This window comes from Fodinibius roseus (genome assembly GCF_900129315.1).
Lineage (GTDB): Bacteria > Bacteroidota > Rhodothermia > Balneolales > Balneolaceae > Fodinibius > Fodinibius roseus.
Genome location: NZ_FQUS01000009.1, coordinates 100,099 through 116,820, shown reverse-complemented (window position 1 = coordinate 116,820; position 16,722 = coordinate 100,099). Strand labels below are relative to the sequence as shown.

15 protein-coding genes are annotated in these 16,722 nt (G+C 50.0%); 6 read left to right on the top strand and 9 right to left on the bottom strand.

From position 1 onward, the window contains the following. Positions 1-335: 335 nt before the first annotated feature. The 4 genes from BUB16_RS10105 to BUB16_RS10090 form a co-directional block, all read right to left on the bottom strand. Positions 336-1,658: an amidohydrolase family protein gene (locus tag BUB16_RS10105; RefSeq protein WP_170864355.1), complete on the bottom strand. Its 1,323-nt coding sequence runs from the start codon at positions 1,656-1,658 to the stop codon at positions 336-338. A 22-nt stretch (positions 1,659-1,680) separates the two neighbouring features. Continuing rightward, positions 1,681-3,087, bottom strand: a complete 1,407-nt coding sequence (locus BUB16_RS10100) for an amidohydrolase family protein (protein ID WP_073063207.1) — start codon at positions 3,085-3,087, stop codon at positions 1,681-1,683. A 46-nt stretch (positions 3,088-3,133) separates the two neighbouring features. Beyond that, the gene (locus BUB16_RS10095; RefSeq protein ID WP_139240263.1) at positions 3,134-4,480 is read right to left on the bottom strand and encodes an amidohydrolase family protein; all 1,347 of its coding nucleotides are present in this window, start codon (positions 4,478-4,480) and stop codon (positions 3,134-3,136) included. A 222-nt stretch (positions 4,481-4,702) separates the two neighbouring features. Further along, complete coding sequence (locus BUB16_RS10090) at positions 4,703-6,337, bottom strand: acyl-CoA carboxylase subunit beta (protein ID WP_073063201.1); 1,635 nt, start codon at positions 6,335-6,337, stop codon at positions 4,703-4,705. A gap of 150 nt (positions 6,338-6,487) precedes the next feature. Here BUB16_RS10090 and BUB16_RS10085 point away from each other — a divergent pair, with 150 nt between their 5' ends. The 5 genes from BUB16_RS10085 (at position 6,488) to queG (ending at position 11,464) form a co-directional block, all read left to right on the top strand. Then, positions 6,488-7,909 (top strand): GWxTD domain-containing protein, encoded by a 1,422-nt coding sequence (locus BUB16_RS10085; protein ID WP_139240262.1) that lies wholly within the window; start codon positions 6,488-6,490, stop codon positions 7,907-7,909. Positions 7,910-7,932: 23 nt separating this feature from the next. Next, a complete protein-coding gene (gene pdxA, locus BUB16_RS10080; RefSeq protein ID WP_073063194.1) occupies positions 7,933-8,931 on the top strand; it encodes a 4-hydroxythreonine-4-phosphate dehydrogenase PdxA in 999 nt (332 codons plus the stop codon). Beyond that, the gene (locus BUB16_RS10075; RefSeq protein WP_073063190.1) at positions 8,928-9,704 is read left to right on the top strand and encodes a class I SAM-dependent DNA methyltransferase; all 777 of its coding nucleotides are present in this window, start codon (positions 8,928-8,930) and stop codon (positions 9,702-9,704) included. The genes pdxA and BUB16_RS10075 overlap by 4 nt, the downstream gene beginning before the upstream one ends. Next, positions 9,701-10,393 (top strand): cell division ATP-binding protein FtsE, encoded by a 693-nt coding sequence (gene ftsE / locus BUB16_RS10070; protein WP_084088184.1) that lies wholly within the window; start codon positions 9,701-9,703, stop codon positions 10,391-10,393. Before BUB16_RS10075 ends, ftsE begins: the two co-directional genes overlap by 4 nt. A gap of 126 nt (positions 10,394-10,519) precedes the next feature. Further along, positions 10,520-11,464, top strand: a complete 945-nt coding sequence (gene queG, locus BUB16_RS10065) for a tRNA epoxyqueuosine(34) reductase QueG (protein ID WP_073063185.1) — start codon at positions 10,520-10,522, stop codon at positions 11,462-11,464. A gap of 247 nt (positions 11,465-11,711) precedes the next feature. Here the strand turns inward: queG and BUB16_RS10060 are convergent, their stop codons facing one another. Then, on the bottom strand, positions 11,712-12,350 hold the full coding sequence (locus tag BUB16_RS10060; protein WP_073063183.1) for an RNA polymerase sigma factor: 639 nt from the start codon (positions 12,348-12,350) through the stop codon (positions 11,712-11,714). A 231-nt stretch (positions 12,351-12,581) separates the two neighbouring features. On the opposite strand from BUB16_RS10060, the gene BUB16_RS10055 reads away from it, so the two are divergent. Next, positions 12,582-13,067 carry an outer membrane protein gene (locus tag BUB16_RS10055; RefSeq protein ID WP_084088183.1) on the top strand — a complete coding sequence of 162 codons (486 nt, stop codon included), beginning with the start codon at positions 12,582-12,584 and terminating at the stop codon, positions 13,065-13,067. A gap of 54 nt (positions 13,068-13,121) precedes the next feature. On the opposite strand, the gene BUB16_RS10050 is transcribed toward BUB16_RS10055, so the two are convergent. Genes BUB16_RS10050 through BUB16_RS10035 form a run of 4 tightly spaced genes read right to left on the bottom strand, consistent with a single transcriptional unit; the run spans position 13,122 to position 16,659 of the window. Next, positions 13,122-14,063 carry a Ppx/GppA phosphatase family protein gene (locus tag BUB16_RS10050; RefSeq protein ID WP_170864354.1) on the bottom strand — a complete coding sequence of 314 codons (942 nt, stop codon included), beginning with the start codon at positions 14,061-14,063 and terminating at the stop codon, positions 13,122-13,124. Beyond that, positions 14,060-14,899: a 50S ribosomal protein L11 methyltransferase gene (gene prmA, locus BUB16_RS10045; protein ID WP_073063179.1), complete on the bottom strand. Its 840-nt coding sequence runs from the start codon at positions 14,897-14,899 to the stop codon at positions 14,060-14,062. Before prmA ends, BUB16_RS10050 begins: the two co-directional genes overlap by 4 nt. Before the next feature lie 22 nt (positions 14,900-14,921). Continuing rightward, complete coding sequence (locus BUB16_RS10040) at positions 14,922-15,896, bottom strand: M28 family peptidase (protein WP_073063177.1); 975 nt, start codon at positions 15,894-15,896, stop codon at positions 14,922-14,924. Further along, positions 15,889-16,659 carry an SDR family NAD(P)-dependent oxidoreductase gene (locus tag BUB16_RS10035; RefSeq protein ID WP_084088181.1) on the bottom strand — a complete coding sequence of 257 codons (771 nt, stop codon included), beginning with the start codon at positions 16,657-16,659 and terminating at the stop codon, positions 15,889-15,891. Before BUB16_RS10035 ends, BUB16_RS10040 begins: the two co-directional genes overlap by 8 nt. Positions 16,660-16,722: the final 63 nt, after the last annotated feature.

Sequence of the window (16,722 nt, the reverse complement as noted above, 5' to 3'; positions counted from 1 at the left end):
GGTCATCAGATATAATATTTGGTTATTCCCCCTACAGAACTCTACTATTCGCCAACGGATCGGTCGTCTTTGTTTTTATTCTCTATTCTTGCGGTTGATATCTTATAAACCGTATTCATTGTGATACCCTTCTGTTCTGTTTATAACTATAACCTGTTATTTTCTCTCTTGCATTATTGTATACGAGAAGCATCACAAAAACAGGTCAAATTTTTTAGAAAAAACAGAAAATATTTATGTAGGTGATATTCCACCGTCTTAAGAATGGAAAATATCATATCAATACTGCCTTCCCAGTATCCACTTTTGGATTCTGAGCCTTCGGGAGAGGACACCTAATGTTCGACCGCCCCGCGGTTGAGGTATTTTTCATAGAGTTGGGAGTGGCGGCTTACCATCGGAATTTTGTATCCACGTATAAAAACCTGATCAATGTGAGTGGTGGGCTCGAATGGATCACCATCTGATAGAAACAGGTTGGCCTGCTTTCCCTCTTCAATACTGCCCAGCCTGTCAGCTACATCAAAAATTTCAGCAGCATTCAGGGTAATGGCTTTTAAAGCCTCTTCTTTGCCCAGGCCGTAAGCTGCTGCATAACCCGCATGGTAAGGAGCGTTGCGAACATTTTCGATCTCACCGGTGGCAATAGCTACTTTCACCCCCGCCTCATGTAATTCAGCCGGATTTTGATACGGCCGCTGGTAATTGTCATATGCCCGCTCCGGGGTAAAAAGCGTAGACACCAGACAGGGTAATCCCGCCTCTGCAATTTCATCGGCGACACGCCATCCTTCCTGTACCCCCGCTAAAATAAAATGAACATCCGGATGCTTTTTGGTCCATTCAAGAGCATTCAGGATATCCTGTTTACGGTCCACAGAAATCATGACCGGTATATCCCCGCTAAGGACCTCGCGCATGGCTTCTAATTTCTTATGGGTGTCCGGTGCTTCTTTATCAGCGGATCCTTCCTCATAGGACATCATCATATCATCATAGAAGACGGCCCGGTCCCAAAACTCATTCAGCTCCTTCAGATTCTTTTTATAAGCCTTTTCCACCTCTTCCTCGCTGCGCTGATCGCCCGCCCCTCCCTTTTGGGCGGTCGGCCAGTTCAAGTGGAGCGCTGCATTGGGTGATACGGCCATGGAATCGGGCGAATAACCGTAGAGATCAATAAGCGTCGCCTTTCCCGACAGGCGTCCCGATACCGGCAGGGAAACGACATGCGTTACGCCGTTCACGCGCGTAACGGGTATGCTTACGCTGCTGGGGTTAATGGCCGTAAAGGCCCGGACATGCGGATTAAACTCCCCCAGCTCGGCCTGGTCTTTCGTTACGGCTACGGCCCCGATCTCCTGGAGTCCCAGCTGGGTGCCGGCGTCCATAAATCCCGGGTACAGGTGTTTCCCGGCGGCATTGATACGATGGTAGTCGGAGGTAATTTTGGCGTTTTTACCGACAAACTCAATCGTTTCCCCGTTAATAAGCACCACGCCATGTTCAATAACACCGTCCGATACCGTGTGTATGGTCGCATTGGTAATAGCAAACTTGCCGAACTCAGCCTTCTCGGTAAATTGTGCGACTCCCGCCGTTACCACAATAACAACCAGCAGGAATCCTGAAATAAAGAATTTCAAAAACGTTCTCATCATATTAAATCTTTTCTGATATTGCTTACCTCGTTTGGTGTCGAAAATGCATTCCCTGTTCGTTAAAACGGACTTCGGCGCCCCGCAAACAGGTCCCCCCGCGGCGGCCATGCTCTTCATACCAGCGCCGGCCTGCATGCTCAAAATCCTCTTCCGGGTTAACCTCCAGCCTCATATCGTCCGCATCCTTGTCCCGGTCAAAATATTTTTTCCCGTCTACAAATGTCGCTTCTGCCATGCTGTAGATACTCAGCGGGTGACCGCTCCAGATAGCTATGTCACCGTGCTTTCCTTCCTCGATACTCCCCACCTTGTCATCGATCCCGAGCTGCATGGCGGGGTTAATCGTAATCATTCTGAGGGCATCCTGTTTCGACGTACCGCCGTAATGAACCGTCTTGGCGGCTTCGTGATTCAGGTGACGAATAAGCTCTCCGCTGTCGGAATTGATGCTGTTGATGACGCCATTGGCATTGAGGATAGAAGCATTGAATGCTGTTGAATAATACACTTCAAACTTATACGCCCACCAATCCGAAAAGACGGAGGTATAAGCGCCGTTTTTGCGGAGTTCGGGAGCAACCTTAAATGCTTCGTTGGCATGCTGGAAGGTGTAATTTTCAATACCGTAATCGTCGAATACCCGCATGAGCATCATAATTTCATCGGCCCGGTACGAATGACAATGCACCCGGATATCCCCTTCCAGGATATCAACCAGTACTTCCATACGCGCATTTTTGGCTACCGGTACCGGGGCCTCCCCGCGCGCTCCCTCTTCGTACGCCTCCCTGGCTTCCAGGTATTCACGGCGATTACGCTGATAGTCGAAGGCGGCATCAAAATGATCGCGAACAATCTGCTCAACCCCCATCCGGGTGCGGGGCTGTACATTAAACCGCTGTCCGTGTACCCGCGTGGGATTCTCACCCAACGCAAACTTGATCGTTCGGGGAGCGCCTTCAAACCGCAGCTCGTCCATATCTCCCCCGTATCGCAGTTTCAGCGTTTCATTTTGTCCCCCGATCACATTTGCCGATCCGTGCATCAGGTGAATGCTCGTAACCCCGCCGGCCAGCGCCCAGTACATATTGATGTCATTGGGATCGATCGACTCCTCCATGGTGACTTCAGCCGTCACCGGATGCGTCCACTCGTTGACGTCCACGGCCGCAATATGGGAGTGCGCGTCAACAATGCCCGGCATCACATACTTGCCGGAGGCATCAATGGTCTCCACCCCGTCCGGGGCCGAAAGATCCCGGCCGATTTCGGTGATTACCCCGTCTTCTATAAGCAGATCGGTATTTTCTTTATTCCCGTCGGTGATCGTTATGAGTGTCCCCCCGCTGATGAGTACCGATCCCTTTTCCTGCGCGTAACCGGCCGGACTCAACAAAAGTGCGAAAAACAGTAGTACAATCTTCTTCATATAATTATCATCTTCATCTATTTTAATTCTACTCTACACTCAAGAGCTAATTAGAAGATTCTGAATCAAGCTCTGTGACTTCCCCGTTGGATACGGAAAAAAGTCCTTTGGCCTTCTCTTCGGTAAAGGGGTTGTCAAAGACCGTAAAATTGGCCAAACGTCCCTCTTCCAAATCACCGAGCCGCTGACCATAGCCCAGGATATCCGCAGTCGACTGGGTAAGTATATTTAATAGCTGCGACTCATTCATACCTGATTCCTCCTTCAGGATAAGCAAGTTCTTTCGTATAGCGGAGGTATTGAATCCGTTTGAGCTGTATCCGACCCTGACCCCAGACTCCCTCAGGGTATTGATATTGTTTATACGCTCTTTGTACGCCTGTTGCTGCCGTTCCCGGAAGTGTTGCATCTCTTCGGTCACCTCCGCTGGTTGCGTGTCCCTGTCCTTTTCATCCTTACCATCATCATCGGTTGACATCCAGTCCGGCTTTTCCGGAAGATCAATACCGGCCAACACCGGGATCTCCCGCCGGCGCAGTTCCTGCGCCTTCGTATAGGCTTCTTTACCGGAGACAAGGACCATATCAAACCCGAGTTCATCCTGCAGCCATAACACTCGCTCTATATTCTCTTTGGAATCCGCAACAAAAAAGAACGGCTGCTTCTGCTTCATCACCGGGTATAGGGCTTCCAGTTCCTTCTCCTTTTGCGGGGCGGGATAGCTGGATGAAACCGAGGCGAAATACTCCTGCTGCCGATGCAGGGCTTCCGCATCATAAAACAGCTGCCGAAACTGAGCCATCAGGCCCATCGTCGTAGAGGGATAGGCCGGGCCCTTTGCTTCCTTAAACTGCGCCAGCACGCCCACTCCCTCCTCCAGCAGGTTATCCGGGGTTTGCTTGCCCCTGATGAAAAAGAGATCGACCTGCCCTGGAAGCATCTGTCCCTTGAGTCCCAATGCAGCCGTCGTAAAACCCATTTCAGCTGCTTTTTCCAGCGCCTGGTCATTGGCCTTAAGATGCTCCGAGGGATACCGCTGGGGCTGAATACCCGCCCGCTTATATCCCGGATTGCCGGGCTCGTCAGGAGTGCCGCCCGGGCCATCGGTATCGGGACTCCCCCACAAGGCCATCCCGTCAATAAAGCCCGGGTAGACATGCAGGCTGTCGCCCCCGTCTCTCACATAGGCATCAAAGGGAATGGTCACCTCTTCCTCCGGACCCACCGAACGGATGATACCGTCCCTCCATACGATCGTACCCCCGTCGACGACCTCGCCATCTGCCGTATGAATAATGACATTCTCAAAAGCCTCCGCTGGCTGAGACCACCCCTGCAGTGACGCCGCCATCAAAAAGAGGAAACAAAAAGTAAATATTCGTACTGATTTCATGAATGATTTGAAAATAAGATTATTACAGAAGGCTTTACAAAACCGTTTTTCCGGCCCATGTCAGCGTTATCAGTCAATTGGTATCCCCGCATATGGACGATATACAGCGACTGCCCCCCTGGCTTTGACCTTGAACAAAATTCCTGGTTTTTCGAAGACTTTTTACATTAACTATCAGAGACAAATTGCAGAATACTAAAGTAGTTTTCATAATAATTGCTGTCAAACCTGTATCACACCCGTCTTAAATTCGTCCATATCCGGGTTATGGTTGGCGTACCGGATCGCGCGGGAAATATGATCGCGGGTCTTAATGGGATTAATGATGCGATCCACCCACATCCGGGCAGCGGCATAACGCACATCCGTCTGGTGCTCATATCGCTCACTGATCTCTTTCATAATCTCCTGCTCCTCCTCTTCGGTGATCTCTTCTCCCTGTTTTTCGAGGGAGGATACCCGGATCTGCGTCAACACTTTGGCGGCCTGGGAGCCGCCCATTACCGCAATCCGTGCTGAAGGCCAGGCATACATAAACCGCGGATCATACGCCCGCCCGCACATCGCGTAGTTCCCGGCCCCGTAGCTGTTGCCCACGACAATCGTAATCTTGGGCACGGTGCTGTTGGAGACCGCATTGACCATCTTGGCCCCATCCTTGATAATGCCCCCGTGTTCGCTTCGCTTGCCAATCATGAAGCCGGTAACATCCTGCAAAAAAACAATCGGAATCTTTTTTTGGTTGCAATTCATGATAAAACGGGCCGCTTTGTCGGCCGAGTCGGAGTAGATAACCCCGCCAACCTGCATCTCTCCCTGTTTTGTCCTGGTAATTTTACGCTGATTGGCCACGAGGCCCACACTCCAGCCATCCACCCGCGCATAGCCTGTAATAAGTGTCTGCCCGTACCCCTTCTTAAATTCGGTAAAGGACCCCTTATCCACGATACACTCCAGTACGTTGGTCATATCATAGGGTTTGGTGCGGTCGTCCGGGAATGCATCCAGTATTTCGGTCACATCGCGGGAGGGAGCCACCGGTTCTTTGCGGTTGAATCCCGCGGTATCAAAAGGCCCAAGTTTATCCACCAGATCGCGGACGGTATGGAGACATTCCTCATCATCCTTCATTTTATAATCAGTAACCCCGCTGATTTCCGTATGCGTCGTTGCGCCGCCCAGCGTCTCATTGTCCACTTCTTCGCCAATAGCCGCCTTGACCAGATAGCTGCCGGCCAGGAAGACGCTGCCGGTACCGTCTACAATCAGCGCCTCATCACTCATAATCGGCAGGTAGGCCCCCCCGGCCACACAGCTGCCCATAATAGCGGCAATCTGGGGGATGCCCCGGGCACTGATAACAGCATTGTTTCGGAAAATACGTCCGAAATGATCTTTGTCGGGAAAAATTTTATCCTGCATGGGCAGGTATACGCCCGCGGAATCTACGAGATAAAGAATCGGAAGATGGTTTTCAATCGCAATTTCCTGGGCTCGCAGGTTCTTTTTAGCAGTGATCGGGAACCAGGCCCCGGCCTTCACCGTGGCATCATTGGCAACAATCACGCAATCGCGTCCCGATACACGGCCAATACCGGTCACAACGCCGCCGGCGGGACACCCTCCCTCCTCTTCATACATTTCATAACCGGCCCACAACCCCAGTTCATGAAACCGGCAATCTTCATCCAGGAGGAGATCTATCCGCTCGCGTGCCGTCAGCTTTCCTTTGTCATGCTGCTTTTTGATCCGTTTCTCTCCCCCGCCCTTCTTTATTACGGCTTCCTGTTTATTGATCTCTTTAATCAGCGCTTTTACGCCGTCCGCGTGGGACTGTTTAGAATCAGATGGATTCATAAAGGGGTGAATAATATTGGGTGCTGTTTAACGTTTCCAAAATAACGATTTTTAGCAATCTCGAAAGGGCTTATTGGGTTATTTCCGTCTAAGTTTATTACCTTGGAGGGAAACGAGTTCAAAGGCTGTTTTAATAAACAAAAAAATGCTGTGAAACAGATAAATTATCTTACGACGGTCGCACTGGTGGTTGGGTTGGTATTATGTTTAGCACCTGAACTGCAAGCGCAACGCAGTGCCAAATATCAGAAGTTAAGCCTGGCCGATCAACGCCCTTCTCAATTTTTTGACTTCCTGGTATTGCCCGGCAACACAGATGAAACCGTTACCTTTGCCTCGGTTTACAGCTTCTCGTATCGCTACCTCCCGTTTAAAAAGCTGAAACAAGACGGTGCTGCAAAAAACAATAATAAAAAAGCTTTTTTCAGTCCGGTAAATCTAAGTATGGAAGTCTTTAACTCCAGTGAGGCACAACTCAAAAAAAGAGACAGCGATATTTCGGTCGAGCGTCTTGAGCCGGCGGAACGTTCTTTTTGGGAAGATACGGCATATGCTGAAACCTATGAACAAACGCAGACCGAATCAATGTTCCTGCACGGACATATCGGGATGGAACTGAAGCCCGGCATATATACCTATGTCTTGCAAATGAAGCGCGGTGAGCGCAGTGATCCCCGAAATTCGAGAACGCGCACGGTGCGCCTTGATTCCTACCGAGACATGGAAGTGGGGAATGTGATACTGGGTGAAGAGCTGTATACGGATCAGCGGGGGGAAAAGCAGCTGACATTAATGAGTATGGGGGACAATGTGAAATATGGCAGTGACTTTCGTGCACTGGCTTATATCCCGGGCTACGATCCGAGCGATTCCTATACCGTAAACATAAGAGAACTCAACATTTCCGGTAAAGATACCAGTAAAGGGAAAGAAGTTTTTGTTGAAAAGCTTGATAACAGTAAAATACAGGCGAATCTGAGACCGCAGCTGGTTTCAAGCGGCGAAAACGAAAACAGGCTTCGGCTGGCCCGGGAAGCGGATGGCTTTACCTATGCCTTGATTGAGGTTCCCAACAGCACGTTTCCGAATGCCTCTTATCAGCTGACAATCCGGGATCAAAATGATACAACGGTTTCCAGGACGACCTATCGTTCGATGTGGATTGATATGCCCCGGAGCCTGCTCAGCCTGGATATGGCCATCGACATGCTGCGGTATATTGTCGATGAAGAAACCCTTGATTCTCTTTCCGAAGGATCACAGGACGAACGGGAACGCAAATTCAGAGCATTTTGGAAAAAGAAAGATCCTACGCCCGATACCGAATACAATGAGCTGATGGCCGAATACTACCGGCGCATTGACTACGCTTATCAAAATTTTTCTACCAGCAACAGGATTGGCTACGAGAGCGACCAGGGAGAAATTTATATTAAATTTGGTCCCCCGCAAAATATCGAGCGCAAATTTCCACCCAACGGTTCGACGGTTGAAATATGGAGCTATCCCAACCGGGAATTTATATTCAGGGCAACGTCCGGTTTTGGCGATTTCAGATTGGTTTCTGAATAACTGCAAGCAGTACAAATTATTTTATGGCACAACATATCGTCATCAGCAGCGGAGATTTCAACGGCATCGGACCGGAGATTATTCTGAAGACGCTCAGGGAGGTCGATCTCGGAAATAATACCGCTACCATCCTCTCTTCACGGCAAGTCGTTGACTATTATCGTTCAAAATTCAATATAACTCTCCCCTGCCACACTATTGAGTCGACAGATGAAGCACAATCCGGTACCGTCAATGTCCTGGAATGCTATGATGATGAGACCGTCTCCATAGCACCGGGGACGCTCAGCCGGCAAGCCGGACGCTGTGCCATGCAAGCTGTTGAAACCGGTCTTACCCTCTGTACCACCGGCGAAGCCGATGCCCTGGTGACAGCCCCTATCTCCAAGGAAGCGGTAAACCGGGCGGGCTATTACATACCGGGACATACGGAATTCCTGGCCGAACATACCGGGACAGATGACTTTTTGATGATGCTGGTCAACGACAGCCTGCGCGTCGGGCTGGTCAGTGTTCACATTCCTGTGGCGGAGGTGCCGGGGGCGGTGACGGAACATGCGATTATCAGTCATGCCCGAACCATGCATCAGAGCTTAAAAGAAGACTTTGGCATCGCACGTCCCCGGATAGCCGTATTGGGACTTAATCCCCATGCCGGGGATGGAGGAATTATCGGCAAAGAAGAAATGGAAATCATAACGCCCGCCCTTCAAAAGATTCGAGATACCGGTATTGAAGCTTCCGGGCCTCATCCGGCTGACGGCTTTTTTGGCAATCGAACATATAAGAACTGCGACGGTGTTTTAGCGATGTATCACGACCAGGGACTCATTCCCTTCAAGGCCCTCTCCTTTGGAGCCGGCGTTAATTTCACGGCGGGACTTCCTATCGTGCGGACCTCTCCCGATCACGGAACCGCCTTTGATATTGCCGGTAAGGGCAACGCAGACCCTTCTTCTTTTAAACACGCTTTTCAGCTGGCAGTGCAGCTTTCAGCCAATAGAAAAAAGGAATCAGTATGAATTCGTCGCCAGTCAGAAAACCGGCCTATACCAAGTTAGCCGAAATATACGACGCCGTTATGGATGAAGTGGATTACGACCTCTGGGCTGACTATATCGATGCGCTCATGCTCGACCACCACCCGGATCCCAATACAGTTATGGAGCTGGCCTGCGGCACCGGATCCCTTGCCCTGTCTCTGGATGAGCTTGAATGCTATGACATTTGGGGCACCGACAAGTCTCCAGATATGATTGCCCGCGCACGTGAGAAGAACCGGAAACGAATGTGTTCGGTGGAGTTTTCGGTCATGGATTTTCTGGATATTCCACAGAACCGAACCTATGATGTCGTATTCTGCGTGTTTGACAGCATCAATTACCTGCATGAACCCCGTCAGATTACCCGGTTTCTAAACCAGTGCCAAAAGCTTCTCACGTCCCACGGCCTTCTCATTTTTGACTTCACAACTCCGAGCAATTCGAAGGAGGCGATCAACTATCTTCACAATGAAGAGGGAGTCACCGACAATAATTACCGGTTCTTCAGGACCAGTACGTACGATGCAGAAGAGCAGATCCACACCAATACGTTCCGGATACAGCAATTGACGTCCGACCGGTCCACCGTTCTGGACGAATTTGTGGAAGTCCACCGTCAAAAAATATATTCCCTGCAGCAAATGCTTGATATTATCGATAAAACAGCGTATAACATATGTGCAAAATACAGCGACTTCGAATTTGAAGAAGCAGATGATGAAAGTTTAAGAATAACAATGGTATTGCAATGACCCAGCAGTCAGTTATAGAATTTACCGATGTTTCGGTCACTTACGATTATCGACCTGTCCTCAATGAGATCAATTTTTCGCTTGCCAACGGTGAGTTTATGTACCTTATCGGTGAAACGGGTGCCGGCAAGAGCTCTTTCCTGCGCCTCATCTATCGCGATCTTATTCCCGATGCCGGCTCGGTGCGGGTAGCTGACTTCGATGTTACCTCCATTTCAAGGAAAGAGATTCCCTACCTGCGGCGCAGACTGGGCATCGTATTTCAGGATTTTCAGCTTCTGCCGGATCGAACAGTCTACGAAAATGTAGCCTTCTCCTTAAAAGTTACCGGCACCAAAAAAAGCTATATTAAGCAGCGTGTGCTCGAAGTGCTGGGCATGGTTGGCCTGAGCCACAAGCGCAAAAGCATGCCGGAGGATCTTTCCGGCGGTGAGCAGCAGCGCGTAGTTATCGCCCGGTCGCTGGCCAATGAGCCCCGCATCATGCTGGCCGATGAGCCGACCGGTAACCTTGATCCCAAAGCCTCCGCTTCCATTATGGAACTGTTAGAGAAAATAAATAATCGGGGCATGGCGGTGCTGATGGTCACCCACGACTATGATACGGTTAAGCAGTATCCATACCGAACCCTCCGGCTCGAAAACGGCAACATATCGGAGGTCGACCCCCAGAAACTCGGCAGAAATTAACTGCCGGCCCGGGGGGTATTCAAACCTTTACCCTCTGTTTTTCCTTTTTATTATCCAATCCCGGGCACATAGCATACGCATATAGGTTAACCAATTCCCAATAAACGAATATGGCTGGTCAAAAAAATGAATCTCGCTAAACGCACAAAACGAGTACGTGAAGAGGCCCTCCGACTCGGTTTCGATGCCTGTGGTTTTGCCAAAGCGGGGCGACTGGAGACCGAAGAACGGCGGCTTGAAGAGTGGCTAAACCAGGGACGCCACGGCTCGATGAGCTGGATGGAAAATCATTTTGACAAACGCGTGGATCCCACCAAGCTCGTGCCCGGCTCGAAATCGGTTGTTTCGGTCATCGGCAGTTACTTCCACCCCGATCACGAACGCCAGCAACAACAAGTTGGACAGCCTAAAATCGCCAAATACGCACAGGGACGGGATTACCACAAAGTCTATAAAAAGAAACTGAAAAAACTCTTCGCCTTTACCGAAGAGCTGCTCGGGGGACTCAATGGCCGGGTGTTTGTCGATTCGGCCCCGGTATTGGACAAGGCCTGGGCGGTGCGGGGCGGACTGGGCTGGATCGGAAAAAACTCAAATCTTCTTAACAGGGATACCGGATCTTTCTGCTTTATCGGTGAGATGATTATTGACGCTGAATTTCTGTACAGTACACAGGTTACGGACCACTGCGGGAGCTGTACCCGCTGCATCGACGCCTGTCCCACCAACGCCATTCATGAGCCGTACCGGGTCGACGGAAGTAAATGCATCTCCTACCACACCATTGAGCTGAAAGAGCGGATTCCAGAAGAATACCGTGACCGCCTTGGCGAGTGGATGTACGGCTGCGATATCTGCCAGGATGTCTGTCCCTGGAACCGCGACGCCGGCTATACGCAGATGGAAGACCTCTACCCCCGCGACAAAATCCTGGATCATGATATTAATTTCTGGAAAGAACTCGATAACGAGCAATACGACGCTCTATTTGAAGGCAGTGCCATGCGACGGGCTAAATTTGAGAAATATAAAGATAACGTGGCGGCTGTGGCAGAAAATTTGAATAGATAATCCCGGATCTTAATGCCTTCCCTTTTCTGCGGATGGCTTACCGTATTTCTCGTCAGGCAAGGGACTGTATGAAAGCAAACTCCGGGTGCGATACGTTATTCATGACGTTGACAACCATTTAGCAGTCCACCACAGCGGCCAATTTAGCAGCTTTCATCTATTACGGTACCTTGAGATTCTTACAAAAGTTTAGCTTATTGTCAGGCTGTTAAGATCTGTATAATAGTAATCCCTTAATTAATGCGGGTTAAAACCGATCCCGCTTATCCTTCAGTTCCTTGTACAGCATCTCCCTTGCCCGGAAAATATGGGCTTTGACCGTCCCAAGCGGCTTGTCCAGCACTTCTGAAATTTCCTGGTAACTCTTCTCTTCCATATGCCGGAGCTGAATGACTCTCCTGTATTTCTCAGGTAGTCCCTTTATCGCCTCCCGCACCATATGCCGGCGCTGCTTGCGTATAATGTCCCGGTCCGTCCGGGCCGATTCGTCCGGCAGCTGCATCTCCATTTCGCCACTCTTGGTTTTCACCGGCTCGTCAATGGAGAGCGTCTGCAGCTTTTTTTTACGCAGGTAATCTATCGTATGATTGGTTGCGATGCGATACAGCCATGTCGAAAAAGCGTAATCGGTATTATATCTGCTCAGGTTATCAAAAGCCTTGACAAACGTCTCCTGAACCAGATCTTCAATCTGCTCATGGTCCTTTACCATCTTGCGGATGTGGAAATGCAACGCACGCTGATATTTGTTGACCAGCTTTTTATATGAGCGCTCATTACCCCCCATCGCCTCTTTTACCAAGACGTCATCTTCGAGACTACTCTCCGAAGCATTTTCGCGTGAGGACTGCGATACTTTTGTATGACTCCCTTTGGTATCTGACATGCCTTAACCGGGCGGAAACTATTTATTGCTATTTCTATCAGCCTAAAACTTACTGAAAGTGTCGCTTTATTCCCATTCTAATTTTTTTTGTTAAAAATGATCTGATTTTCCCTCCGGGTGCGTATATAAAAGTGAAATCGGAAACCTGTAAGAGTTTGTCGCTGAAAGGGTCTTACAGGCGAGGTAATTTTTAAACAAATAATCATTAAAGTAAATTAATCACATAGAATAATGAAAAAAATAATACTTACAAGTTGTCTGCTTTTCGGTTTAGCGTTGGCTTTCAATACCACAAGTTACGCGCAGGAGTCTTCCGACGTTAAAATCGGTGGGGGAATAGCATATGGTACGGAAGCTGAGGCCATAGGAGTTCAGATAGGTGCTAAATATGCCTTTACTCCTGAAATAAGCGGGGCTGCAGATTTTACCTACTTCTTCCCTGATGTCATTGACTGGTGGGAAATTAACGCAAACGGCCACTACCATTTCTATGCGGAAGAAGGAACCAGGGTTTACGGCTTAGCCGGCCTGAACTATGCTACCTTGTCGTATGACATGGGTTCACTTGGCTCTGCATCGGATTCCGAAGTGGGTCTGAATATCGGGGGTGGTGCTGAGTTCGCAATGGACTTCGCCGACATCTATACTGAGCTGAAATATGTTCTTGGCAGCACTGATCAGTTAGGCATCTCTGCCGGTTTGCGATTCGGTATATAAACATAAGATATATCTGACAACAGACGAAAAAACAAGGCCCCTGATATTAATTATTCAGGGGCTTTTTTTATTCAGTGATCCTTCGAGAAGAACCGCTCCGTGACGAATGCCGCCCGTGGACGCAATGAGTGAGCCGAATCCATACAGATCCATTACGCCTTCGAGGATTAATAGTCCGGCCAAAAAAATATCAGCTCTTCCCTCCATTACAACCGGATAACGCCTCGTAAGTTCATCGGGAGTAGCTGAACGGAAAATAGAAATATAGTCCCGGATCGCACCGGCAGATAACCGGCAGCCATTAATGCCATCGTTGTCGTATGCTGTCAAATCCCGGTCTATGTAAACAAGAGAAGTAACGGTACCCGACACGCCCACCAAGCGGATGTCATCTTCTAAATCGTAAGGATACTCTGCCAGTACCTCTCGTATCGCTTTTTTGCAGTCATTGATTTGTCCGGGAGTGGCAGGGATGTCTTTCAGATACCGTTCGGTAAACCGCACGCATCCCATGTCGAACGAATAGCGATCCATAATTTCCGCCTCTTTGCCCAGGGCTATTTCAGTGCTGCCACCACCGATATCGAGCACGATCTTCAGCTGGTCCCGGGGTACACCGGGAAGCACACTTTGGGCCCCCAAAAACGTGCAGGCTGCTTCTTCCAGTCCGCTCAGGATGGTTACCCGGAGGCCGGTTTGTTCCTCAACCCGGTCGATAAACTCGTCCCGGTTATTAGCGTCGCGCACCGCACTGGTAGCCGTCACAACCGGCGGGCCGGCGTCCGGGTATTTTCGGTCAATTATATGCTGATATTCTTTTAATATATCAATCACACGTCCCATCGCTTCATCCGGAAGATTGCGCTGCTCATCCACATTCCGTCCCAGCCTCGGAACCCGCTGCTGCTCCTCTATCACCCGGATATCTCCCTGTTCTTTTTCTGCGACTAATAAAAGTACCGTATTCGTTCCTATGTCAATAGCTGATTTCATCATTTTTTGGCCTGTGCATGAATGGCAATCCATTCATTTTCTTGTTGGATATCGATCACCCGGGCGTCCTGGGACAACCGCCTTCTGATGTCGGCCCGGTCGCTTTCTACCAGGCCGGATAATACCATATTTCCGCCTTTCTTGAGAGATTTAATAAAATCGGGAAGCAGTTCCAGGATTACATTCCGCTGTATATTTGCCAGCAGAAGATCGGCCTTCATCGTTGCGGGAACGACCTCCGTCGAACCTTTTACAACCGTAATCCGGGTATCCACTCCGTTGAGCAGAATATTCTCTCGCGCATTTTTAATGCTCCACTCATCAGTGTCGAAGGCCAGCACGCGCGACGCTCCGAGCTTGACGGCGGCAATGGATAAAATAGCCGTACCTGTGCCGGCATCGATGACGGTATCATCCCGGCGGACCATCCCCGGCAGGAGCTTTAGGATCAGACGGGTCGTCTCATGATAACCCGTGCCGAAGGACATTTTGGGATCAATTTCAAGCAGGATTTTGTCCCCGGGCACCGGATCTGTCGACCAGGTGGGTTTCACAAAAAAGCGGCCGATCTCCCGGGCCCCTACGGTCTGCTCCCACTGCTCATTCCAGTTTTGATCCTCCACCACTTCCTCCTTTTCGATAAAGCAATGGCCGGGGAAACCCGCCAGCAGCTGTTCGATCTGCTCTCGATCCGCGATCGCTAAATTCCCTTTTTCAATATAGGTAATAACCTGATGGTCCCGCTGTTCAAAACCGTCGAAACCCATCTCCGAAAGTTCCGCGATAAGCGGCTCATGGTATTCATCAGGAAGAGCTATCTCAAGCTTAATATATGTCATAATACGGGCACGCTTCCCCCTTCTATAATCTGTTATACACCAATTCCGTCAAAATTTCTCCCACAGCTTCCAGTGTTTTTTTATCGATGATCGCCAGGTTATCGTTGTGCGTATGCCAATAGGGAGCAAATCCCATGCCCGGACGGTCGGGACTGTGGCGGATAACATCGATGGTCGGAATCCCCAGTATGCGGTTGATAACAACATGATCGTCCGAGATGGCATTCCCTTCGCGGTTTACAAACATAGCACCATATCCTTCCTCTTCGGCAATGGACCATAACTCATTGACCAGGGCGGGCGCATATTCCATGGAGTACTGCTCCTTGGGAAACAGCGCCCCCTCTCCCCCCACCATATCCAGCAGGATGCCAAACCGGGGAGCATAACCCCGGACCGGCGGGTTTTGGGACCAGTGGCGGGAACCGAGGAAGTAGTGACCGGTATCGCCCTCCCGGCCGTAATCCTCCCCGTCAAAAAGGATGAGATCCACCCCGATGGGCGGCGGGTTATCCCGGAAAAGGCGGGCCAGCTCCAAAAGAACCCCTGCTCCGCTGGCCCCGTCATCCGCACCGGGGATCGGCCGGGCAGTGTTGACGGAATCCTTGTCGGCACGGGGACGCGTATCCCAGTGTGCGCAAAGCATAATACGGTCGGCTTGCCGGGGATTAAAAGCGGCAATAATATTGGTAAGCTGCAGCGTGTCGCCGTTATACCCTTCCGCTGTAAACTCCTGTGAAAAAACACGCTTCGCCCCCGCATAGGATTGAAACTTGCGCAGGAGATATTTCCTGGTCTGCCGGTGTCCCTCTGAACCGGGATTGCGCGGACCAACGTTAACCTGTTCCTTAACGAACCGGTAAGCACTGTCGGCGGAAAAGGCCGGCACCTCCCTCCCTTTTTTTTCAAAGTTCAGGCGCTGTTGCCGCTCGTCGGGGCCATCGCATCCAGAAAAAAGGATTACTAATAAAGGCAGGTACAGGATACGGTTAATCATCACCCCGGTGTACCATGGTCGCGGAAGACTGGTCAACAGTAAAAATAATGGTATCCATAATATTCACATGCGGGGGACGATTGGCCGTAAAATGAATAACCTCGGCAATATCCCCGGCAACCAGGGGCCGGATGCCTTCATACACCTGATCCGCTTTATCTTTATCGCCGTCATATCGAACCTCACTGAACTCGGTTTCCACCAACCCGGGAGAGACCATACTGACTCGTATGTTTGTATCGTGCAGGTCCTTCTTTGTAGCTTCAGTAAAAGCCTTGACAGCATGTTTCGTCGCACAGTAAATAGATCCCCCCGTATAGCTCTCATGTCCCGCAATTGACCCCACATTAATAATATGTCCCCGGTCTCTCTCCCTCATTTTAGGAGCAATGAGCCGGGTCATGGTCATCAGGCCCTTGATATTGGTATCAATCATCTGATTCCAGTCGTCAAGGTCAGCCTCGTCCACGCCGTCCACGCCTTTCGCCAGTCCGGCGTTATTCACCAGGATATCAACAGGATGAGAAAGCCCTTCCACCAGTTCCCGGCAGGCCCCGGTGTCCCTGATATCAAACGCTGCCGTCTCAACTTCGATGGCATAATCCGACTGCAATTCCCCGGCAACCTCCTTCAAACGCTCTTGCCGGCGTCCTGTTAGTACAAGGTTGCATTCCGAGGCCCCAAACGCATAGGCGGTGGCTTTTCCTATGCCGGATGTCGCCCCGGTGATAATTCCCCATTTATTGGCAAGTCTGTTCTTCATGGTTGCTAATATCGGTTTTGTCGTTCGATTTAACATTCATACCTAAAATAAAACCCTGTGAGT